Source organism: Streptomyces sp. NPDC029138 (assembly GCF_055564375.1).
This window is the reverse complement of the sequence record NZ_JBVHWM010000013.1, coordinates 31,974-53,469: the sequence shown is the minus strand read 5'-3', so window position 1 is coordinate 53,469 and position 21,496 is coordinate 31,974. Positions and strand designations below refer to the sequence as shown.

The 21,496-nt window shown below is 73.8% G+C and carries 16 protein-coding genes and 1 pseudogene; 7 read left to right on the top strand and 10 right to left on the bottom strand.

All coding sequences use genetic code 11. From position 1 onward, the window contains the following. Positions 1–66: 66 nt before the first annotated feature. The 3 genes from ACZ4WH_RS14235 to ACZ4WH_RS14225 all read right to left on the bottom strand — a co-directional run bounded on the left by ACZ4WH_RS14235 (position 67) and on the right by ACZ4WH_RS14225 (position 4,156). Positions 67–2,859 carry a beta-L-arabinofuranosidase domain-containing protein gene (locus tag ACZ4WH_RS14235; protein ID WP_468180084.1) on the bottom strand — a complete coding sequence of 931 codons (2,793 nt, stop codon included), beginning with the start codon at positions 2,857–2,859 and terminating at the stop codon, positions 67–69. Positions 2,860–2,969: 110 nt separating this feature from the next. Further along, entirely contained in the window at positions 2,970–3,659 is a 690-nt protein-coding gene (locus ACZ4WH_RS14230; protein ID WP_468180082.1) for an HAD family hydrolase, read from the bottom strand. A gap of 20 nt (positions 3,660–3,679) precedes the next feature. Then, positions 3,680–4,156, bottom strand: coding sequence for an Lrp/AsnC family transcriptional regulator (locus ACZ4WH_RS14225; protein WP_388326265.1), 477 nt, complete (start codon positions 4,154–4,156; stop codon positions 3,680–3,682). A gap of 238 nt (positions 4,157–4,394) precedes the next feature. Here ACZ4WH_RS14225 and ACZ4WH_RS14220 point away from each other — a divergent pair, with 238 nt between their 5' ends. Together ACZ4WH_RS14220 and ACZ4WH_RS14215 are read left to right on the top strand one after the other, a co-directional pair. Continuing rightward, positions 4,395–5,885: an FUSC family protein gene (locus ACZ4WH_RS14220; protein WP_468180080.1), complete on the top strand. Its 1,491-nt coding sequence runs from the start codon at positions 4,395–4,397 to the stop codon at positions 5,883–5,885. A gap of 169 nt (positions 5,886–6,054) precedes the next feature. Continuing rightward, a complete protein-coding gene (locus ACZ4WH_RS14215) occupies positions 6,055–7,092 on the top strand; it encodes a lactonase family protein (RefSeq protein ID WP_468180078.1) in 1,038 nt (345 codons plus the stop codon). A gap of 155 nt (positions 7,093–7,247) precedes the next feature. Here ACZ4WH_RS14215 and ACZ4WH_RS14210 read toward each other — a convergent pair whose 3' ends face one another. The 3 genes from ACZ4WH_RS14210 to ACZ4WH_RS14200 all read right to left on the bottom strand — a co-directional run bounded on the left by ACZ4WH_RS14210 (position 7,248) and on the right by ACZ4WH_RS14200 (position 10,433). Next, positions 7,248–8,174: a sirohydrochlorin chelatase gene (locus ACZ4WH_RS14210; protein WP_468180076.1), complete on the bottom strand. Its 927-nt coding sequence runs from the start codon at positions 8,172–8,174 to the stop codon at positions 7,248–7,250. Between the two features lie 363 nt (positions 8,175–8,537). After that, the gene (locus ACZ4WH_RS14205) at positions 8,538–9,215 is read right to left on the bottom strand and encodes a uracil-DNA glycosylase (protein ID WP_468180074.1); all 678 of its coding nucleotides are present in this window, start codon (positions 9,213–9,215) and stop codon (positions 8,538–8,540) included. A 129-nt stretch (positions 9,216–9,344) separates the two neighbouring features. After that, positions 9,345–10,433, bottom strand: coding sequence for a WD40/YVTN/BNR-like repeat-containing protein (locus ACZ4WH_RS14200; RefSeq protein WP_468180072.1), 1,089 nt, complete (start codon positions 10,431–10,433; stop codon positions 9,345–9,347). A gap of 279 nt (positions 10,434–10,712) precedes the next feature. Here ACZ4WH_RS14200 and ACZ4WH_RS14195 point away from each other — a divergent pair, with 279 nt between their 5' ends. Then, on the top strand, positions 10,713–11,300 hold the full coding sequence (locus tag ACZ4WH_RS14195) for an Rv1733c family protein (RefSeq protein WP_468180070.1): 588 nt from the start codon (positions 10,713–10,715) through the stop codon (positions 11,298–11,300). Positions 11,301–11,428: 128 nt separating this feature from the next. Here ACZ4WH_RS14195 and ACZ4WH_RS14190 read toward each other — a convergent pair whose 3' ends face one another. Continuing rightward, on the bottom strand, positions 11,429–13,618 hold the full coding sequence (locus ACZ4WH_RS14190) for a HEAT repeat domain-containing protein (protein ID WP_468180068.1): 2,190 nt from the start codon (positions 13,616–13,618) through the stop codon (positions 11,429–11,431). Positions 13,619–13,769: 151 nt separating this feature from the next. Further along, positions 13,770–15,443: an acyl-CoA dehydrogenase family protein gene (locus tag ACZ4WH_RS14185; RefSeq protein WP_468180066.1), complete on the bottom strand. Its 1,674-nt coding sequence runs from the start codon at positions 15,441–15,443 to the stop codon at positions 13,770–13,772. Between the two features lie 71 nt (positions 15,444–15,514). Here ACZ4WH_RS14185 and ACZ4WH_RS14180 point away from each other — a divergent pair, with 71 nt between their 5' ends. Continuing rightward, positions 15,515–16,279 (top strand): PaaX family transcriptional regulator C-terminal domain-containing protein, encoded by a 765-nt coding sequence (locus ACZ4WH_RS14180; protein ID WP_468180064.1) that lies wholly within the window; start codon positions 15,515–15,517, stop codon positions 16,277–16,279. A 260-nt stretch (positions 16,280–16,539) separates the two neighbouring features. On the opposite strand, the gene ACZ4WH_RS14175 is transcribed toward ACZ4WH_RS14180, so the two are convergent. After that, the gene (locus ACZ4WH_RS14175; protein WP_468180062.1) at positions 16,540–17,328 is read right to left on the bottom strand and encodes a pectate lyase; all 789 of its coding nucleotides are present in this window, start codon (positions 17,326–17,328) and stop codon (positions 16,540–16,542) included. Positions 17,329–17,378: 50 nt separating this feature from the next. Beyond that, positions 17,379–17,540: pseudogene (locus ACZ4WH_RS14170) on the bottom strand (pectate lyase family protein); the annotation flags it as partial. A gap of 526 nt (positions 17,541–18,066) precedes the next feature. Here ACZ4WH_RS14170 and ACZ4WH_RS14165 point away from each other — a divergent pair. The 3 genes from ACZ4WH_RS14165 to ACZ4WH_RS14155 all read left to right on the top strand — a co-directional run bounded on the left by ACZ4WH_RS14165 (position 18,067) and on the right by ACZ4WH_RS14155 (position 21,492). Next, positions 18,067–19,326: an extracellular catalytic domain type 1 short-chain-length polyhydroxyalkanoate depolymerase gene (locus ACZ4WH_RS14165; protein ID WP_468180059.1), complete on the top strand. Its 1,260-nt coding sequence runs from the start codon at positions 18,067–18,069 to the stop codon at positions 19,324–19,326. A gap of 185 nt (positions 19,327–19,511) precedes the next feature. After that, positions 19,512–20,837 carry an SGNH/GDSL hydrolase family protein gene (locus ACZ4WH_RS14160; protein ID WP_468180057.1) on the top strand — a complete coding sequence of 442 codons (1,326 nt, stop codon included), beginning with the start codon at positions 19,512–19,514 and terminating at the stop codon, positions 20,835–20,837. A gap of 136 nt (positions 20,838–20,973) precedes the next feature. Continuing rightward, complete coding sequence (locus ACZ4WH_RS14155; RefSeq protein ID WP_468180055.1) at positions 20,974–21,492, top strand: hypothetical protein; 519 nt, start codon at positions 20,974–20,976, stop codon at positions 21,490–21,492. Positions 21,493–21,496 lie beyond the last annotated feature (4 nt).

Sequence of the window (21,496 nt, the reverse complement as noted above, 5' to 3'; positions counted from 1 at the left end):
AACGACCGTGCGCAGCCCCGGAACGGCGCCTTCCGCGCCTCCGGTCCCCTCACCGTCCGAGGCAGCTCAGGAGACGTACGACGCCCTTCGCGCCGTACGCACCACGGCCTCGCCGTCCGCACGCCCCAGTCGCCCGTCGGCCACCCAGGCGTCCACGGTCCTCTCCACGTGTACGACAAGCGCGCCCTTGCTCCGAAAGGGCGCCCCCGCCCACACCGCGTCGAGCAGGGTGGTCCCGTCGGGGCGGACGGGGTTGGCGACGCCGGAGTCGAGACCGCCGAACACCACCCGGGGCTCGGAGCGGCGGACGTAGGCGTGGGTCGGGTCCTCGGTCCCTTCCAGGAAGGGGGCGAACTCGGTGCCGCGCAGGCTGAAGTGGAGCGGGGAGCCGGGGACCGGGGTCAGGGACGGCAGGAGATCGCCGGAGAGCGCCGCGTTGCCGTACAGGCCGACCTCCAGGTACGTGGTGGCGGCGCTGCGGCCGACCAGGTTGACCGGGCCGTAGAACAGGGCCTGCAACGACGGGTCGTCCGGGGTCCGCTCGGTCCGCAGCCGGAACGGCATGCTCAGCCGGACCGTGTCCCCGGCCCGCCAGGTCCGGGAGACGGTGAAGTAACTGCCCGGCACCGGGGTGCCCTCCACCGCGCGCCCGTTGACCGTCACCCGGAACCCCGCGGTCGCCCACGCGGGCACCCGCAGCCGCAGGGCGAAGGAGGCGCGGCCCCCGCCGATGGTGAGCGTGCTGCCCTGCTCCTCGGGGAAGCGCGTGCGCTGGGTGACCGTGACACCGTGCTGGGCCCAGGTGAGGGTGGCGGGGCTGTACAGGTTCACGTACAGCGCGCTGCCGTCGGGTGCGGCGAAGTACACCGAGTCCTGGTACTTGGTGGCGCTCTCCATGCCGGTGCCCTCGCAGCAGGTCGTGCCCTGCTTGGGCGTGTAGTCCCGGACGTGCCCGGGCGTCAGCCCGATGAAGTAGGTGACGAGCGGCTTCTCCGCGTCCGGCCTGTCCTGCTTGCTGCCGAGCACCTGGTTGTACAGGGCACGCTCGTAGTAGTCCATGTAGGCCGCGTCCGGCTCGTGCAGGAACAGCGCCCGGCTCAGCTTCAGCATGTTGTACGCGCAGCAGGTCTCGGCGGTCGTCGCGGTGATCGTCCCGGCGATGACGTCCCGCGCCTTCCAGAACTCACCGGTGCTGGTGCCGCCGATCCCGTACATGCGGTGCGGTACGACCATCCGCCAGAAGTTCCTCGCGGCGGTCAGGTAGCGCCGCTCGCCGGTCGCGTCGTACAGCCGGACCAGGCCCGTGAAGATCGGGATGTGCTGGTTGGCGTGCAGTCCGTCGAGGACGTCGGTGCCGGCGGCGCACGCGTTGATCAGCCGGTCCAGGTCGAACAGCCGGGCCAGCGCGAGGTGCTCCGGCTTGCCGCTGCGGTCGTGCAGATCGCAGATCGCCTCGACGATCCCGCCGTACTCGCCGCTGGAGAAGATCCCCCACATGCGCTGCAAGGTCGCCGCGGGCAGCCGGGACAGCCGCGCGTACATCCAGTCGCCCATGCCCGAGGCGAGGTCCAGCGCCCGCGCGTCGCCGGTGGCGAGGTGGGCGTCCAGCAGCCCGCGCAGGATCTTGTGCGCGGTGTAGTACGGCGCCCAGACCCTGGTGTAGTCGCTGCCGGTCATCGACTCCAGCTGGACGAACTGCGTCTCCGGGTAGGCCGCGAGGAACCCGGGATGGCTGGGGCCGCCCCAGGTGCGCCGCAGGGTGGCTGCCAGGCCGCGTCCGGAGGAGTCGGCGAAGCGGGAGCCGGACGTCTCGTCGAGCCGGTACGACACCAGATCGCCGGGCCCGGCGGAGGTGTCGGCCGCGCGGGCGCCCTGGAGTTCCGCGATCTCCGTGGGGCTCAGTACCCGCGACCAGATCTGGAACTCCGCCAGGCCGCCCGCGAACACCGGGTCGGCGGCGTAGTGCGAGCGGCCCAGCCAGTGGTCGGCGAGGCCGCCCAGGGCGGCTGGGGTGAGCGTCATGGCGGTGTTGCGGGCCACGGGGATGCCGTCGACGTAGAGGGTGCCGGTGCCGGCGCCGAGCGTCACGGCCAGGTGGCTCCACCGGCCCAGCGGCAGCGGAGCCGTCCCGTTCAGCCCCTGCTCGCCGCCCGCGCCGGAGGCGGTGACGGCGAACCTCGGCATCCCGGCGGCATTGCGTACGGCGAGGTAGAGGTACCGCGTGGTGTCGTCGCCGAAGTCCAGCACCCGCGCCCAGTTCGCGTCGTGCCCGGGCTTCACCCAGACCGACAGCGTGACGGCCGGGGCGCCGCCGAGCACCTCGCCGGGCAGGTCGACGTACTGGTAGGAGCCGCGCACCTGCTCGACGGCCGGTCCGAAGGGGCCGTCCGCCGGCAGCACGACCGGGTCCCGGCGCAGCGCCTCCCGCACCTCGGACAGCGCGCCGATCATGGTCCGGATCCTGTCGCCGAACACCTTCTCGCCGGTGCTCGCGCAGGCCTGCGCGAGCATGGTGAGGAAGTGCCCGGTGTAGTGCCCGCGCAGGTTCCCGTTGGCCTCCCCGTCCAGCCCCTCCCACCCGCCGGGTGCCACGGCTCCGCCGGTGTCCAGCCCCGCGCCCGCCCGGAAGACCTGGAGCAGCCGGTTCACGTCGTAGCCACGGGCGTGGTCGAGCATCAGGGCGCGCTTGTCGGCGAACAGGCCCGGGTCGAGGGTGACGTCGCCCAGGGCGAACGGCCGGAGCGTGCCGGCCGGCTCGGCCGCGGCGGCACCGCCGGTGGCGGAGACGCTCAGGCCGGTGGCGGCGGCGGTGAGTGCGGTCGCTCGGAGGAGGGTGCGTCGCGACAGGGGCGGGACCATGTGCTCCTCGTTTCCATGGGTTCGGCATGTCGAACAGCGTTCGATAAGTCGCCCAGAAGATAGAGAAGGGGCGGAGGAGCGTCAACGGTACTGACCGGTAAGGGAGTTGTTCAGCGGCGCGCGTCCCGCAGCCACGCGTAGGCCGACCGCGCCGTGAACTCCGCCTGGCCGCCCCGCAGGAGCAGGGTCGCGGTGCCGAACTCGGGGGCGTCGGCCTGGGCGGGGACGTACGGGACGGCCACGCAGCGCATGCCGGCCGCATGGGCGGCGGCCGCCCCCGGGGCCGCGTCCTCCAGCACCACGCAGTCGGCCGGGTCCGCGCCGAGCCGGCGGGCCGCCTCCAGGAAGACGTCGGGGGCGGGCTTGCCGTGGGGGACCTCGTCGGCCGAGACCACCGTGGGCAGGAAGGCCGCCAGGCCGGTGCCCGCCAGGATCGCCTCGATGGCCTCAGGAGAGGAGCCCGACGCCACCGCCATCGGGATGTTCTCGGCGGCCAGCAGCTCCACGAACGCGCGCATCTCCGGGTACGCGCGCGTGCCGGTGCGGGCCAGCTCCAGATAGCGGCGGTTGGTCGCGGCCAGCAGCTCCGCCGCCGAGGCGCGCAGGCCGTAGCGCTCCCGCCAGATCGTCACCGTCTCCCGGGTGCTGATGCCGACATAGCTCTCGTGGTCCGCCCAGGTGAAGTCCGGGACGCCGTGCTCGGCCAGGGTCCGCCGGCTCGCCTCGAAGTAGTTCGGCTCGCTGTCCACCAGCGTTCCGTCGAGATCGAAGATGACCGAGAGGCTGCCGAGATCGCTCATGGCGTCCAGGATGCCAAGCGTCAGGCGCGGGCCGCCCGGCCCACCGACTCCACCAGGGGCAGCAGCCGGTGCGGGACGCGCTCGCGCAGCGCCACCTCGGTGCGGGTGCGCACCACGCCCGGAAGGCTGATCAGCTTCTGGATCACGTCCTCCAGGTGGGCGTTGTCCCGGCCCACCACGCGCGCGAGCAGGTCTCCGCCACCGGTGATCGAGAAGGCCTCCACGATCTCCGGTACGGCGGCCAGCGCGTCCCCCACGTCGTCCAGGTGCCCCTGGGTGACCTCGATGTGCACGAACGCCAGCACCGGATGCCCGAGCGCGGCGGGGGAGAGGGAGGGACCCGTGCCGGTGATCACGCCGTCCCGTTCCATCCGGTCCAGCCGGGCCTGGAGCGTGCCGCGGGCCACGCCGAGGATGCGGGCGTACTCGCGCACGCTGGTGCGCGGCTGCTCCAGGAGCAGTCGCAGGATGCGGGTGTCGAGTTCGTCCACGGCCATGATGGACGACTGTACCAATGGTCCAGCCGACCTGGAGTCGCGTGTGCCGTCCGACCTGGTCCGTTGGCATCCGGGTGAGCGCGCCTGCCGAGCTGATGCAGTGCCAATGGCTCAGCGATTCGCGTCCCACTTGAGCCAGTGACCTCAGTGATGCTCTCATGGAGGTGTCGATGGCGCTGCGGATCCCCGCGGCGCCTTTTCTGTGCCGGTGTACCCACGCACCCAGGGGAGGGCAGCAGTGCTGAAGAGGATGTTCGTGGCTCCGGACCCGGGCCGGGCGCGGTTGCGCTTCGCCGCGCGGGCCGTCCTCGGCATCGGACTGGCGGTGGTGGTCTGCGGACTCGCCGGACACTCCGTCGCCGGTGCGGTCACCGGCGGCCTCGCCGCGCTGCTCACGCTGTTCACCGTCACCGACGCGACCGTGCGCGGGCAGGCGGTCACCACCGCCCTGCTGCCCGTCGTGGGCGTACCGGTGCTCGCCGCCGCGGCCGAGCTGCACGACCACCCCGTCGCCCGCGACCTCACCTTCCTGGCCGTCGTCGGCGCCGGCGTCTACGCCCGCCGGTGGGGGCCGCGCGGGCACAGCCTCGGCGTGTTCGCCTTCATGACGTTCTTCGTGGCCCAGTTCCTGCACGCCACCCCGGGACAGCTGCCCGAGCTGTACGCCGCCGTCCTGCTCTCCCTGCTCAGCGCGGCCGTCGTGCGGTTCGGCCTGTGGTGCTACGAGCGCCGGCTGCCCCCGGCCGCCGCACCCGCCCCGCCCGCCGGGACCGGGCTGGCCCGGGTGACCACCCGGCAGGCCGTCCAGGCCACCGCGGGCGCCGGGTTCGCGCTCGTCGTGGGCCAGCTGGTGTCCGGACAGCGCTGGTACTGGGCCGTCGGCGCCACCTGGTGGGTCTTCGTGAACACCACCTCGCGCGGCGAGACGCTGGTCCGTGGCTTCCGCCGGGTCCTCGGCACGGTGATCGGCATCTGCCTGGGCTTCCTGATCGCCGTCCCCGTGCACGGCGCGCCCCTGCCGACGGCCGTCCTCGTCGCGGTCGCCGTGTTCGGCATCTTCTACACGGCCGCCGTCTCCTACACCTGGATGATGCTCTGGGTGACCCTCCTCGCCGAGTCCCTCTACGGCCTCCTCGGCGTCCTCACCCCCGGACTGCTCGCGCTGCGCCTCGCCGAGACCGGTGTCGGGGCGCTCGGCGCCGCGCTCGCCGTCCTGTTCGTGCTGCCGGTCACCACACACGCCACCACCGACGCCTGGATCCAGCGGGCCCTGCGCTGCGTGCACGCCTGCACGGCCGAGGCCGCCGCCCGCCTCGCCGGCTCCGCCACGGCCGACCCCGCGCCGCGCGTGGCCGAACTGGAGCAGTTGCTCGGCCGGGTCCGGCTCTCGGTGGCCCCGCTGGTGCACCCGCTGAACCCGATGCCGGCGCGCAAGGCACGGGCCCGCCGCGTCCTGGCGCTCCTCGACGACTGCGCCCGCGAGGTCCGTGGCCTGGTCGCGGTCGCCGCCGACCCCGAGGCCTCCCACGACGCCCGCCTCGCCGCCGCCTGCTGGCGTGTGGAGGCCGCCGTGGAGGCGCTCACCGCGGGCCGCGCCGAACCCCTCCATCGCCCCGCCGAGCAGCCCGCCGAGCCGGCCCTGGCGCATCTGCACGGCCTGGAACGCGCCCTCGCCGAACTGGCGGAGCCTTTGCGTACGCCCTCGGGCTCCCGGCTGGTCGGCGCGTGACCGGGGTGGGGGCGCACGAGACCTGAGTGCGCCCCCACCCCGGAAGGAAGTGCGCCAACTCCGGGAAGAACTGCCCGGCCACCCCGGCCCCTTGGTCTAGACCTCGGCTGATCGACTGCTACCGTCGGCCCCGGACCGGCTCGACGGGCTCGACCGAGAGGGGACAGCGGTGGCACAGGACGGCAGGGCGGGCAGGCGCCGGGCGTTCATCGGATCGTTCACGGCGGCGGGCGGCCCCGGACTGGTGACCGCCGACGTCGCGCCGGACACGGGGGCCCTCACCCTCGTTTCCGCCGTGCGGGATGTCCCCGACCCCTCCTATCTGGCCCTGTCGCAGGACGGGCACACGCTCTACGCGGTCAGCGAGACGGCTGAGGGCGCCGTCGCCGCCTACCGCGTCACCGGTGACCGGCCGGAACCCGTCGGCACCCCGGTGCCGGTGGCCGGCAGCGGCCCCACCCACCTCAGCCTGTACGAAGGGCATGTGCTGACCGCCAACTACGGCTGCGGCAGCGTCACCGCCGTCCCCCTGCGCCCGGACGGCACCCTCGCCGGCGCGCCCTCCGGACGGCTCCAGCACACCGGCTCAGGACCGCACGACCGGCGCCAGCGCGGCCCGCACGCCCACCAGGTGCAGCCCGACCCCAGCGGGCGGTGGGCAGTCAGCGTCGATCTCGGGACGGACTCCGCGCGCGTGTGCACCCTCACGGACGGCAGCCCCGCCGTGCACCGCGAGATCGCCCTGCGCCCCGGCTCCGGGCCGCGCCACCTCGCCTTCCACCCGGACGGCGAACACGCCTACGTGGTCAACGAGCTGACCCCCACGGTCACGGTGTGCCGCTGGGACGCCGCGAGCGGCTCCCTCAAGCCGCTGACCGAGGTGCCGGTGCTGCCCGGCGCACCGACCGGCGATGCCTATCCCTCGGGGATCGTCGTCTCGCCCGACGGCCGCTTCGTGTGGACCGCGACCCGTGGCGAGGACGTCCTGTCCGTGCTCACGGTGGAGGCGGACGGGCTCCGGCTGACCGGTACGGTGCCCTGCGGCGGCCACTGGCCGCGCGCGCTGGCCGAGCACGACGGCTTCCTCTACGCCGCGAACGAGCGCTCCGGCGACGTGACCTGGTTCGCCGTGGACAAGACGACGGGCGTCCCCCGCTACGACGGCTCCGTGCGGGTTCCGGCGGCCTCTTGCGTGGTGTTCGGCTGAGCGTGCGCCGCAGACCTGCGGAGCCGTCGCCCGGCGCCGGCTCCATGAGGTCGCGCCCACGAGGTCGCGCTGCACAGGAAAGGGCCCGCTCCGGGAGGGGAGCGGGCCCTGTGTCGTACAGGTGCCGGGTGGTCCGCAGGCCGGACGCCGGGGCGTCAGCGGACCGGTGTGCTCTGCGGCTGCTGCGGGGCGATGCCCAGCGCCGTCGTGTACTTGGCGAGCGCGAGCTTGCCGATCGCCGGGTACGCGCCGAGCGGCTCGGCCGTGGAGCAGCCCGCCTCCTCGGCCGCCGCGGCCAGCAGCGCCGGGTCGATCTCCGGGCCGATCAGGTACGGCGCCAGGGCCAGCTGCTGCGAGCCGGCGGAGCGCAGCTGCTCGGCCACGGAGGCGATGGAACCCTCCTGGTCCAGAGCCGCCGCCATCACCGGCACGGCGAGGCGCGCGGCGAGCAGCATGCCGGTGATCCCGGCCGCCTGGACGGCCTCCTCGCCCCCCACGGAAGCCAGGATGATGCCGTCCGCGGCGGTGGCCACGGTGAACAGCCGGGCACGGTCGGCGCGGGCCAGACCCGCCTCCGACAGCCGCACGTGCAGCGCCTCGGCGAGCAGCGGGTGCGGGCCGAGGACATCGGTCAGGTCGGCCGCGACCCGGCTGTCCATCACGGCCTGACGGATCTGCCGCAGTAGCGCGCTGTCCGGGCCGGCCAGCAGCGGGACGACGACGGCCACCGGACCGTCGGGCTCCTTGATTCCCTCGACACCGGCGGCGACGGCCTGCTCGTACCGGGCGGTGCGCTCCTCGGCGGCGCGCGCCAGCACGGAACGGAGCGCGGGGAACTCGGCGTCGTCCCCGTCCAGGTACCCGATCCGGGCGTCGAGGCCGGGCAGCTCGGAGCGAGCGATGCTCACGACCTCCTCGGCGAGGCTGCGCGTGGTGGTGCTGGGCACACCGGGCACCGCGAGGACGAGCGCGGGCGCGCCCTCGGGAGCCACCAGCGGTTCCGGGCGGCGGTGCCGTCCGGGCTGGCGGGGTCGCGGCATTCGTACGGGCAGGCCGGACGCGGGTCCAGTGGGGGAGCTCATGGCGCCGCATGTTACTGGCTTCCTGGCCACCGCCGTTCGGGGAGGGTGCAGGTGAGCGGTATCCGTCCGGTTTTGTCTGATGAGTTACGCACGGAAGACGCGTGTAGAGGGCACGTGCCGAGCGCATATGCCGGATGCCGGGGAGGAACCGGGACGGAACCGCTGGTTCGAGGCAGCGCGAAGCCGAGCGGGGCCGCCGATCACTCCGCGCACGCACCACGCACAGCGGCGCCGGTTCACCCGGCAGGGTGAGCCGTCCCGCCGCCGGCTCGGCCGCGATCCCTGCCGGGTTCCCGCCCCGGGGCGCCGACGGCGATCCGGAGACCGGAACCGGCGGAGTCCACGGCGAGATACCGGGAGCGGTCAGGGCAGGCGCCAGTCCACCGGCTGTCCGCCCTGCTGGATCAGCAGGTCGTTGGCCCGGCTGAACGGGCGCGAGCCGAAGAAGCCGCGGTCGGCCGACATCGGTGAGGGGTGCGCGGACTCCACCGCCGGAAGACGGCCCAGCAGCGGACGCAGATTGCGGGCGTCACGGCCCCACAGGATGGACACCAGCGGCTTGCCACGCCCCGCCAGGGCCCGGATCGCCTGCTCGGTGACCTCTTCCCAGCCCTTCCCGCGATGTGCGCCCGGGCTGCGCGGCGCGGTGGTGAGCGCCCTGTTGAGCAGCAGCACGCCCTGCTGTGTCCACGGCGTGAGATCCCCGGTGGACGGCTGAGGCAGCCCCAGGTCGCTGTTCAGCTCGCGGAAGATGTTGATCAGGCTGGGCGGCAGCGGGCGCACCTCGGGTGCCACGGAGAACGACAGGCCCACCGCGTGTCCCGGGGTGGGATACGGGTCCTGACCGACGATCAGAACCCGTACCTCGTCGAAGGGTTGCTGGAAGGCCCGCAGGACGTTCGGTCCGGCCGGGAGGTACGTGCGCCCCGCGGCGATCTCCGCGCGCAGGAAGTCGCCCATCTCGGCGATCCGTCCGGCGACGGGTTCCAGGGCCTTCGCCCAGCCCGGTTCGACGATTTCATGCAAGGGTCGTGGTGCCACGGGCGTCACCCTACTGCCGTACACCTGCCGGTGATCAACCGATGACCGGAGCACGACAGCGGGCGGCGCCTCGCCGCCCGCCCGTCTCTGTGAGGGGTCAGCCGAGTGAGAGGTCAGCCGAGTGAGGGGTCAGCCGATCACCGCCGCCCGTACGCACAGCACGTCCGGCAGATGCGCGGCCAGCAGCTGCCAGCTGTCGCCGTCGTCGGCCGAGGCGTAGACCTCGCCGTTGCGGTTGCCGAAGTACACCCCGGCGGGGTCGGAGTCGTCCGTGCACAAGGCGTCCCGCAGGACCGTGCCGTAGTGGTCCTCCTCCGGCAGCCCCTTGGACAGCGGCTCCCAGGTGCGGCCGGCGTCGGCCGTGCGGAAGACCCGGCAGCGGTGCCCGGCGGGCACCCGGTCCTCGTCGGCGCTGATCGGGAAGATGTACGCCGTGTCGCCCCGGTGCGGATGCGCGGCCGCCGCGAAGCCGAACGTCGACGGCAGGCCCTCGCCGATGTCGGTCCAGTGGGCGCCCGCGTCGTCGCTGCGGTACACCCCCCAGTGGTTCTGTAGATACAGCCGGTCCGGGTCGGCCGAGTCTCGGGCGATCTTGTGCACGCACTGGCCGAACTCGGGGTTCGGATCCGGCAGGAACACCGCCGAGACACCGGAGTTGGACGGCGACCAGCTCGCGCCGCCGTCGGTCGTGCGGAACGCGCCCGCCGCGGAGACGGCCACCGTGACCGCGCTGGGGTCGCGCGCGTCGGTGAGCACCGTGTGCAGGCACTCGCCGCCCGCGCCCGGTACCCACTGCGAGCGGGACGGGTGCTCCCACAGCGGGCGGACCAGCTCGAACGTCTCGCCGCGGTCCTCCGAGCGGTACAGCGCGGCCGGTTCCGTGCCGGCGTACACCACGTCGGGCTCGGCGGCGGACGGGTGCAGCTGCCAGACGCGCTCCAGGGAAGTGCCGGTCTCCTTGGGGAACTTCACGGCGGGCCGGGCCGGTTCCGTCCAGGAGCGGCCGAGGTCGTCGGAGTGGAACACCGACGGGCCCCAGTGCGCGCTGTCGCCCCCCGCCAGCAGCCGGGGCCGGGCGCCCCGGGTATCGATCGCGACCGAATAGACCGCCTGCGCGTTGAAATACGGACTCTCGTCGAACTCCCAGGGGCCCTCGCCCCTCCGCCGCGCGATGAACAGACCTTTGCGGGTGCCCACCGTCAGCAGTACCTCGGTCATGCCGATCACCTCCGGGACGCCGTTGTCCGGATAGCCGTCAGATATCGGCCAGTGTGCACCCCACCACTGACACTCTCCCCCCGCGTCCGTGTTCGCGCAGGTCACCCTCTGTGTCGCCGGAGTGTGGCGAAGATCGGCCGGTTCCGTTCCGGGATGCGCCTGCGCGAAAGGGGTGTCCCGTGCGACCGTCGGGGAGACGGCTCGTCGTGAGCAACGGAGCGATCTCCCGCGTATGGGAGGGCGGTCCGGCCGGTCGGTGCGCTCGTGAGGAGGATGCCTTTGAAGGCGTTCCGTGGTCCGAAGGTGTGGCTGTGGCGCTGGCGGCGCAACCCGCTCAAACGCCGGGCCGACGTCGTGGAGGCCTGGGTGGTGCTCGGTGCCTGTCTGCTGACCGTCCTGGCCGGTGTGCTGGCAGGCCTCGCGGCGGCCGGCTCGGTGGAGCACGGACTCGCCCGGGAGCGGGCCACCTGGCGGCCCGCCGTGGCCCGGGTCGTCGCACAGGCCCCGGGGAAGTCCCCGGCGCACAGCAGCCATGCCTCCGCCGGGGAGCGGGTCTGGGCCGAGGTCCGCTGGACGGTCGCCGACGGCTCCGCCCACACCGGCCGGATCCGGGTGGAGCCCGGCAGCAAGTCCGGTACGCCGGTGACCGTCTGGACCGACCCGCAGGGACACCTCGTCTCCCGCCCCACCACCGCCTCCGAGGCCGCGTTCCGGTCCACCCTGATAGGCCTCCTGGTCGGCGCGAGCGCCGCCGCCGTCCCCTTCGTCGCCGGCCTGGCCGTACGGGGCCGCCTGGAACGCCGCCGCATGGACGCCTGGGACACGGAATGGGCCCGCCTGGGCCCCCAGTGGGGCCGAATGGTCTGACCCCGGGGCCGTCCGGTGGCGCAGGGGGTACGTCGGCCCCGCCCGGGCGAGGCTCCGGACGCCGTCGGCGACCCGCTCCCAACCAAGCGCGGGAAAGCGGGCCGAGCCCCAGCGGCGCCGCGCCCCGGCTAGAGCCTCGCCAGTACCTCCCGGCACCTCGTCAGCAGTTCCTCGTCGTCCGGGATGTCACGGCTGCCGTACCCGCCCTCGTGGGCCATGTGCCGGTGTGGGCGGGTCAGTTCCGTGGTGATCAGGTCGCGCAGCGGTGCGGCGGCCCGGCCCATCGTGGTCAGGCACCGGGCGATCGGGCCGCGGGTGCGGGGGTCCGCCGCCCAGGCGGACCGGAAGACGGGCCGGACCGGGTCCGGGTCCCCGGTGATGCGCCACAGCGCGCACGCCGCCGGTATCCGCTCCCGCACGGGTCCGGACCGGGCAAGCCGGCGCAGTTCGGGCAGCGCGGGGCGCGCGGCCGGGCCCAGCCTGCCCAGTTGCCGGGCCGCGCTGCGGCGGGCTCCCGGATCGTCTCGCGTCAACTCCCGCAGCAGAACGGGGAGTACGGCGGTGACGTCCCCGTCCGCCGACCACAGCGCGCCCGCCGCGGTGGCCGCGTGCCGGGTGTGGAGCAGTCTGCGTAGCAGCGGTGCCGTCTGCGCGGCGGCGCCCAGTTCCGCCAGCGTCTCGATCACCTGGCCGGCGACCGCGTCCCGCGCTCCCAGGCCGTCGGGGGCGCCCGAGAGCAGTCGTAGCAGTTCGGGGACGGCCTCATGGTCGCCGATGGCCCTGATCGCCGTCAGCAGCGGGGCGGCGAGCCGGGCGGCGGTGGGGGAGGCGAGCGGAACGCGGCCGAGACGGAGCCTCAGCGCGGGGGCCAGCGGTGCGGCGGCCCGGCCCAGGTGCGCGGCCTCGCAGCCCAGCCCGACGGGCGCCGCCGGAACGGCCAGCAGCTGGGCCAGGGCCGGGACAGCCCGGGGGTCGCCGGTCCTGGCCAGCGCCTTGAGCGGGCCGCCCAGCGTGGGCGAGCCGCGTTCCCAGCGGTGCGTCCACAGGTCGGGCCGGGTGGTCACCAGCGCGTACAGGTCGTCCGCGGCGGGCGCGGCCAGCGTGTACAGCTCCGCCAGGACCGAGACCGCCGCGTCCCGTAACCGGTCCTGCTCGGTGTGCAGCTGCGCGCCGAGCAGCCGGACGGGCGTGGCGTAGTCGCCGCGCCAGCCACGGAACAGGCCTGCCGACATCCAGACGGCGTTGCAGCGGTCCACCGGGTCCGGGCTGGTCAACTGCCCGGCGAGCAGGGCGATCCGGTCGTCCACCCGGTCTCCGAGCGCGCTGTGCAGGGTACGCAGCAGGACGGCGCCCTGTTCGTCCGAGGGGCGCAGCCGCCGTATCCGGCGCACCAGGGTGTCCGTGCCGGACCGCTCCGGGGCCGGCCGGCGCTGCGCGGACCGCTCGTGCAGCAGCTGTACCGCCGTCGGCACCAGGTCGGCGGGGAGCCGGACGGGCGCGTGGAGCGCGAGTTGGCCGAGCGCCGCGAGCCGTGGTCCCGGAGCGTAGGGCGGCGCGCTCTGTTCGGCCAGGAGGTCCAGCGCGTCGACGGCCTGCGCGGGGTACCGGTGCGCGAACACGCCGAGTGCCTCCGTGAGCCCCGTCAGGACGTGGTCGTCGCGCTCGACCCGCAGCCGCCGCCGCAACAGCTCCAGGACCCGCGCGGGCTCGTCCAGGAAGCGCACGAGCGCCCCGGCCGCCGCCCGACGCACCACCGGATCAGGGTCCCCGGCGAGCCCGACGAAGGCCTCGGCACCGGCGCACACCGCCTCCCACACCGCCAGCCGGTCCTTCTCGCCGTTCGCCGCGCTCTCCGCGCCCGTCCGCGCCCACCGCACCGACGTATCCGGCGCTGCGGCTGAAGTGCCGCCGGACCCCGCGTCCTTCGCGCCCGCGCCCTCAGCCCCGGCACCGGCGCCCGCGCCCTTTGCGCCCCCCGGGTCCTCAGGGCCCCCTGCAACCGTGCCCTTGGCGTTCCCCGGACCCGAGCCCTCCGCACCCGCGCCCTCCCCACCGACGCTGACCAGCAGCTCCACGATGCAGCCCCGGTCCGGCACCTCCTCGCGGGTCACCAGCGCGAAAAGGAACGGCACGCAGGCCGGTGTCGCCTCGTACACCCTCCCCTCGTGGTGCACCGCGTCGTACAGCCCGTCGAGCGCGGTCGCTCGCTCGGCGGTGTCCGGGGACGCCAGGGCCCGTAACCTTCCGGGCACGTCCTCCGCGCTGCCGTGCGCGTGCCGCAGCGAGGCCCAGTCGACGTCGTCGATCCCCGTGAACACGTTGTCCTCCCCGTCCCCAGGCGAGTGGCACCTGATCGGGAGTGTGCACCACGGCACTGACAGCGGTCCGGAACCGCACGCTGACTGTGTGCGATCCGTCGGCGGTGACCGGCCACTGGAGCGCGGCCGCCCGCACGCGCGCGTGAAGGGGTCAGTTCAGGCCGGGCAGGGCGCGCTCCAGGATGGTGTCGAGGTCGGTTCCCTGGGACAGGGTGCCGAACGCGTGGCCCCAGTCGCCGCCCAGCCGGCTCGCGCAGAAGGCGTCCGCGACCGGGTGCGGAGCGTGCCGGACGAGCAGGGAGGCCTGGAGTGCGAGCGCCATCCGCTCGACCAGCCGGCGGGCGCCGACCTGATCGGTTCCGGCCACTTGGTCCTTGAGCGCGGCGACGGCCGTGTCGAGCCGGGCGTCCGCCCCGCGCGAGAGGGCGAGTTCGGCGAACAGGGCCTCGGCGGTGTCCGGTTCGCGCCCGAGGGCGCGCAGCACATCGAGCGCGTTGACGTTCCCGGAGCCCTCCCAGATCGACAGCAGCGGGGCCTCCCGGTAGTGCCGGGGCATGCCGGAGTCCTCGACGTACCCGTTCCCGCCCAGGCACTCCAGGGCCTCGGCGGTGAAGGCCGGGCCCCGCTTGGTGACCCAGTACTTGCCGACGGCGGTGGCGATGCGCCGGAAGGCCCGCTCCCCGGCGTCCCCGCGCACCGCGCGGTCGGCCGCGCCGGCCAGCCGCAGCGTGAGCGTCGTCGCCGCCTCCGACTCCAGCGCGAGATCGGCCAGGACGTTGCGCATCAGCGGCTGGTCGATCAGCCGGGCGCCGAACGCGCTGCGGTGCCGGGCGTGGTGCGCCGCCTCGACCAGCGTCTTGCGCATCAGGGTCGCCGAGGACATCACACAGTCCAGGCGCGTGCAGTTGACCATCTCGATGATGGTCTTCACGCCCCGCCCCTCCGGTCCGACCAGCCAGGCCACGGTCCGGTCGAACTCCGGCTCCGAGGAGGCGTTGGACCGGTTGCCGAGCTTGTCCTTCAGCCGCTGGATGCGGAAGGTGTTGCGGCTGCCGTCCGGCAGGACCCGCGGCACCAGGAAGCACGACAGCCCGCCCGGGGCCTGCGCGAGCACGAGGAAGACGTCGCACATGGGCGCCGACGTGAACCACTTGTGCCCGCGCAGCGTGTAGACGCCCGCCTCCCCGGTGGGCGTGGCCGTGGTGGTGTTCGTGCGGACGTCGGAGCCGCCCTGCTTCTCGGTCATGCCCATCCCGGCGAGCAGCCCGGGCTTCTCGGTGGGAACGCGCAGCTGAGGGTCGTACTCGCGGCTGGTGAGCAGCGGCTCGTACACCTTGGCGAGATCCGGCTGTGCGCGCAGGGCGGGCACGGCGGCGTACGTCATCGACGTGGGGCAGCCGTGGCCCGCCTCCGTGTGCCCCCACACCAGGCCGCCCGCGGTCCGGGCGACGTGCGCGCCCGGCCGGTCGTCGGCCCACGGGGCGCCGGCCAGACCCTCGGCGACCGCCGTCCGCATCAGGTGGTGCCAGCTGGGATGGAACTCCACCTCGTCGACACGGTGGCCGTAGCGGTCGTGGGTGCGCAGCACCGGCTCGTACCGGTTCGCCAGCTCGCCCCACTCCTGCGCCTCCGCGCTGCCGGCGCGCGCCCCCAGCCGCCGGATGCCCTCCTCGGCCCACTCCGCGCCCTCCCGGCGCAGCCCCTCCAGCAGGGCGGAGTCGGCAGAGGCGTCGTAGGGGGCGAGCGGCGGTGGCTGGTTGGTCACGTCGTGCGTGGCGTACGACGGCTGGGACGGCGTCTGCGGCTGCTCGGGAATGGAGACCATACAAGCATGTTGCACCTTTCCTGCGGCTGTAGCAATGATGCAACAAGGGAACGCACGTACAGTACGGGGCCATGCGCATGAACGTCTCCGCGGAGCCGGACGCGGCCGGCCTGCGACCGCTGTCCGCCCGGTCGGTCGTGCTGAGCCTGCTCCTCGGCGTGCATCCGCCGCAGTTGCCGGTCAAGGACCTGGTCCGGCTGGTGGAGCCGTTCGGGGTCGGCGGCTCCACGCTGCGTGCGGCGCTGAGCCGGATGGTGGCCTCCGGCGACCTCCGGCGCACCGACGCCGTCTACCGGCTCAGCGACCGGCTGCTGGCCCGGCAGCGCAGGCAGGACGAAGCCGTGCGTCCGCGCACGCGCGCGTGGGACGGTGACTGGGAGATGGTGGTGATCACGGCGACGGGTCGTGGCCCCGCCGAACGCGCCGACCTGCGCGCCCGGCTGACCGCCCTGCGCCTGGCCGAACTCCGCGAGGGCGTGTGGCTGCGCCCGGCCAACCTCGACCGCCCGCTGCCGGGTGATCTGCGCCAGGTGGCGCTGACGTACACCACGCGCCCCGACGAGCCCCCGCGCGACCTGGCCGCCCGGCTCTGGCCGCTGGCCGACTGGGCGGCCACCGCGCGGTCCCTGCTCGCCCACGCGTCCGGGGCCGAGCACCCGGCCGACCGGTTCACCACCTACGCGACGGCCGTCCGCCACCTGCTCACCGACCCGGTCCTGCCGTCCGCGCTGCTGCCCCCCGACTGGCCGGGCGAGGCCCTGCGGACGGCCTACGCCGACTACCGGCGGGAACTGACCACGACCCTGGGCACCCCGGAACAGGAAGGCGAACGCTGACCGCACGGCCCGCCAGCCGGAGGCACCGGGTGGGGATCAGCCCGCCACGACGGCTCGGGCGGGGTTCCGTTCACCCCGCGCGCGGGGACAGCGGCCCACGGGGACGGCGTCTTGTCCCCCATACGTCCGGAGCGTGGCGCCGGCGCTCTCCGGAGCGTAGGCGGGCGCTCGTCGCCGTGGGCACGCGCCGCTCGTCGCGGTGTCCGGGCAGCGCGAGCGCCCGGGGGCGGCGGTGACACCCCCGGGCGCTCGGTCGGCGATCACTTGTAGGTGATGTCCGAGCTGGAGTACTTGCAGTACGTGCCGTCCGGGCCCGAGCCGTTCGTGGTCGGCTCCTTGCCGGTGTTGTTGCCGATGTACTTCTGGCACGGAACGATCTTCTTGCTGGTGTCCCCGACGATGGTGATGTTCTTCAGGGTCGCGCTGTCGCCGTAGTTCGTGTTGATGCCGACGAGCCTGCTGCCCTTGTAGGTCGCCTCGATGCCGCTGAGGTTGATCGTCCGCTTGTACTGCGTCTTGCAGTTGCCGCAGGAGCGGGCGAACGTGCCGAAGTTCTGCACCGCGAAGCCGGAGACGTTCAGCGTGCCGGCGCCGTTGAACTGGAACACCTTGTCGCCGGCCTCCTTCGCCCCGCCGCCGCTGACGGTGTAGACGTTGGACGACGAGGAGCCGAGGAAGGTGGCCGCGTCCTCGCCGACGTCCTCCCACCACACGTTCTGGAGCGTGCAGCTGCCGAGGCAGTGGATGCCGTCCGCGGCGGGGGAGCCGATGATGACGTTCTTGAGGACCGTGCCGGGGGCCAGTTCCAGGATGGGGCCCTGGTCCTCGTCCTGGCTGTCGCTGCCGAGGTCGCCGGTGCCGTACAGCCGCTTCATCCCGTAGTCCTTGGTGCCGGACAGGGAGATGGTGGCGGAGACCGCCTGGCTGCCGTTGGCGCTCGGCCAGGTGGCCGCGCCCGCCGGAGCGCCGGATGTCATGATCATGCCAAGCGTGAGTCCGAGGGTGGCCAGGCCGCCCAGCAGACCGCGCGCGGATGCTGATGAGGTCATGTCCCGAATGCCTTCTTCCGAGTGGGGTCGGGGTGGGAGTCCGAGTGGGCTCAGATCTTTCCTGCGCCCGCGCCCGACGTCACCGAAGCGACGACGCCGGAGGCGGGTTCGGCCGTGTAGTTGTACGGCGGGGTGGTGAAGGCGCCGGCCTGCGAGATCTCGGTGGCGGCTCCGCCGAGGTCGTTGCCGCGCAGGACGGCGTATCCGTCGACGTGGCGTCCGTCTTGACGGCCTCGCTGATGTTCGTGAAGCCGGAGGACGAACCGACGCCCAGCGCGGCGGTGTTGGAGCCGATGTCGACCTGCCCGCGTCACCGCGGGGGCGTTGCCGCCGCCGGCCGTCCCTGCCGCGCCTGTAACTCCTCTGATGCGCATGGGGGTCCGTCCCTTCTCTGCGGGGGGAGGGATTGTGTACGTGAACCACGTACGCCATACGGAACACAAATGTGGGGGTTGGTGGCCGACGAGGCTCCATGGGGTGCCAGTCGGTCACGCTGATGAACGGACCGTAGAGTGCAAGCGCTTTCTAGTCAACAGGTCGCGCAGAGCGCTCCGGGTCGGTGAGAAGTCGCGTGGGAGCGCTTCCATGAATTGCGTGTCCATGCCACGATGCCGGGTGTTCCTCGCACGACGCGCACGCAACGCGCCCTCGCACGAGCCGCGATCAGAAGGGACAGGTGACGTGCCCCCCACACCGCACCGCTCAAGAACCGGCCCTCGCAAGGCACTTGTCACCCTCTTGGGTGCCCTCCTGCCGCTTCTCGCGGCGCTGGCCCTCGCCGCGCCCCCGGCCACGGCCCGGGCGCGGGCCGTCCCGACGGCCACCCTCACCGAGGTCACCGGCTTCGGCACCAACCCCAGCAACCTGCGGATGTACGTCTACGCGCCCGGCAACGTCACCGCGCACCCGGCGGTCGTGGTGGCCGTGCACTGGTGCGGCGGCTCCGCCTCCGCGATGTACTCCGGCACCGAATGGGCCCAACTGGCCGACCAGTACGGGTTCGTCGTCGTGTACCCGTCGGTGACCCGCGCCAGCAAGTGCTTCGACGTCTCCTCCCCGCAGGCGCTCCGCCACGACGGCGGCAGCGACCCGGTCGGCATCCGGTCCATGGTCGACTGGGCGACCCGCACCTACGCGGCCGACACCGGCCGGATCTTCGTCACCGGCATCTCCTCCGGCGCGATGATGACCAACGTCCTGCTCGGCGACTACCCCGACGTGTTCGCCGCGGGCGCCGCCTTCTCCGGTGTCCCGTTCGGCTGCTTCGCCACCACCGACGGCTCCGAGTGGAACAGCGCCTGCTCCGGCGGCACCGTCACCCACACCCCCCAGGAATGGGGCACCTTGGTGCGCGCCGCCTACCCCGGCTACACCGGTCCGCGCCCGCGGATGCAGCTGTGGCACGGCACCGCGGACGACACCCTGCGCTACCCCGACTTCGGGGAGGAGATCAAGCAGTGGACGAACGTGCTCGGCGTGAGCCAGACCCCGGCCGCCACCGACACGCCCGTCTCCGGCTGGACCCGCACCCGCTACGGCGCCACCGGTGAGCAGGCTCCCGTCGAGGCGATCAGCCTCCAGGGCGTCGGCCACAACCTCTACAGCACCGGCATGGCCTCCCGGGCACTCACCTTCTTCGGCCTCGACGGCGGCGGCACGGCACCGCAACCACCCGCCGGCGCCTGCGAGGTCACGGCCGGCGTCAACGCCTGGAGCACCGGGCTGACCGCCTCCGTGACCGTCACCAACACCGGCACGACCGCGGTGAACGGCTGGAAACTCGGTTTCACCCTCCCGGCCGGCCAGACCATCACCAACGGCTGGAACGCCGCCTACAGCCCGAGTTCCGGGGCTGTGACGGCGACCAACACGCCGTACAACGCCGTTCTCGCCCCCGGCGCGAGCGTGACCATCGGCTACCAGGCCACGCACACCGGCAACAGCGCGGCACCGGCCGCGTACAGCCTCAACGACAGTGCGTGCACGGTCGGTCGATGACCGGGGGTGCGCGCCGGAGCGGGCACGGCCCGTCGGCGCGCACCCCGTAGCCCGGACCGTGAGGCCCGTCCGGCGCGCACCCCGCCGCGCCGGGGCGCCGGCCTCCCGTACCGCTCCGGGATCGACCCGGTCCCGCGCCCGGTCCCGCCGCGCCCGTCGTCGCCCAGCGTCCCGGAAAGGTCTCCGTGAAGTCGCCCAGCAGAACGCCGTTCGCCACCGTCCTCAGCACCTGCGTCCTCGTCCTCGCCCTCGCCGCGACGGCCTCAGCGCTCACGGCGCTGGTCACCAGGGCGGCACCGGCCACCGCCGCGGCCGGCCCCGGCCGGCACTGGGTGAACACCTGGACCGGAATGCCCCAGCTGACCGAGCCCGCCAACCTGCCGCCCGCGCCGTACACCGGTGAGAAATCGGTGCTCGTCGACACCACCCTGCGGCAGACGGTACGGGTCACCGCCGGCGGCCCCCGCATCCGGCTACGGTTCTCCAACGCCTACGGCGACACCCCGCTGCCGCTGACCGCCGTCACCGTGGCCGTGCCCCGCGACGGCAAGGCCGGCGTCAGCGCGGTCGAACCCGCAACCCTGCGCCGGGTCACCTTCGCGGGCCGGGACTCCACGACCGTCCCGGTGGGCGCCCAGATGGTCTCCGACCCCCTCGACTTCCCGCTGCGCGCCGGATCCGAGCTGACGGTGACGGCGTACACCGCGCGCGGCCAGGCGTCGCTCGCGCTCACCTCCCACCCCGGCTCGCGCACCACGTCGTACCTCGCGCACGGCGACCACACGGGAGACCAGGACCTCCCGGACGCGACCGCCGTCGACCACTGGTACCTGCTCAGCGACGTGGAGGTGCTGGCCTCCGGCCGTACCGAGGCGGTCGCCGTCGTCGGCGACTCCCTCACCGACGGACGCGGCTCCACCACCAACGGCAACGACCGCTGGCCCGACCAGTTCCACGACCGCCTGCGCAGCCGCCCGGCCACCTCGGACATCGCCGTCCTCAACCAGGCCGCCGGCGGCAACCGCGTCCTCAACGACGGGCTCGGCCCCAATGTGCTCGCCCGCCTCGACCGGGACGTCCTCTCCCGCAGCGGTGTGGCCTGGCTGATCCTCTTCGAGGGCGTCAACGACATCGGCACCGCCGACGCCATCCCCGAAGCGCAGCGCGCGGTCACCGACGACCTGATCGCCGGGTACCGGCAGATCGTCGTCCGCGCCCACGCCCAGGGCATCCGGGTCTACGGTGCGACGCTCACCCCGTTCGGCGGCAGCACCCTGTACGACGATCCGGCGGGCGAGCGGGAGGCCGCCCGGCAGCGCGTCAACGCCTGGATCCGCACCCCCGGCCACTTCGACGCGGTGATCGACTTCGACCGGGCGGTACGCGACCCCGCGGCCCCCGGCCGGCTCCGGCCCGCGCTGCACGCCGGGGACTGGCTGCACCTCAACCCCCAGGGGTACGGCGCCCTCGCCGCGGCCGTGCCGGCGGGGCTGTTCCGGCACACCTCCTGACCCGTGGGGCGGGTGGCGCCGACGGGATTCGTGGCATTTCCTTGGAAGGGGTGGTTTCCCCGCGAAAGGAGGGGATGACCAGCACGGTCGCGGGCACTCGGTGGAGCACGCAAGACGATCTCACCCGAGGAGAGTCATGGCTGAGCAGAAGTCGTCGGCCCTCACGGCGCCCCTGCGCGGCGCGGCCTCGGTACTGCGCAGGGTGCCCGGCGCCGGAACGGTGACCAGGGCCGCTGAGGGAACACTGGACAAGGTCGGCGCGGTCTCGCCCCGCGGGCGGCGCATGGCGGTCTACGCGGGGGCCGGTGTGCTCGGCGCCGCCGGCGTGGTGGAGTGGCCCGTGGCCCTCACCGGCGCGGCGGTGGCCTGGCTCACCCAGCCCCGGCGTCCGCAGCCGTCGGACGCCGGGGACGTGGCCGCACCCCCCGAACCCGCGCACGACGTGTCCGGCGCCGGGAGCGCCGGGCGGGCGGCCGGGACCGGGACTCCCACGGGCACCCAGGCGTCGGGCGGTACCACGACGCCTGGGCCGGCCCAGGAACCCGCATCCCCGTCCAGCCCGCCGGAGGCCTCCCACGGTGTCCGGGCGCCGGCGGACAAGACGTCCTCCGGTTCCCTCGGGCCCACCGCGCGACCCGACCGCACCACGCTCTGAGGAG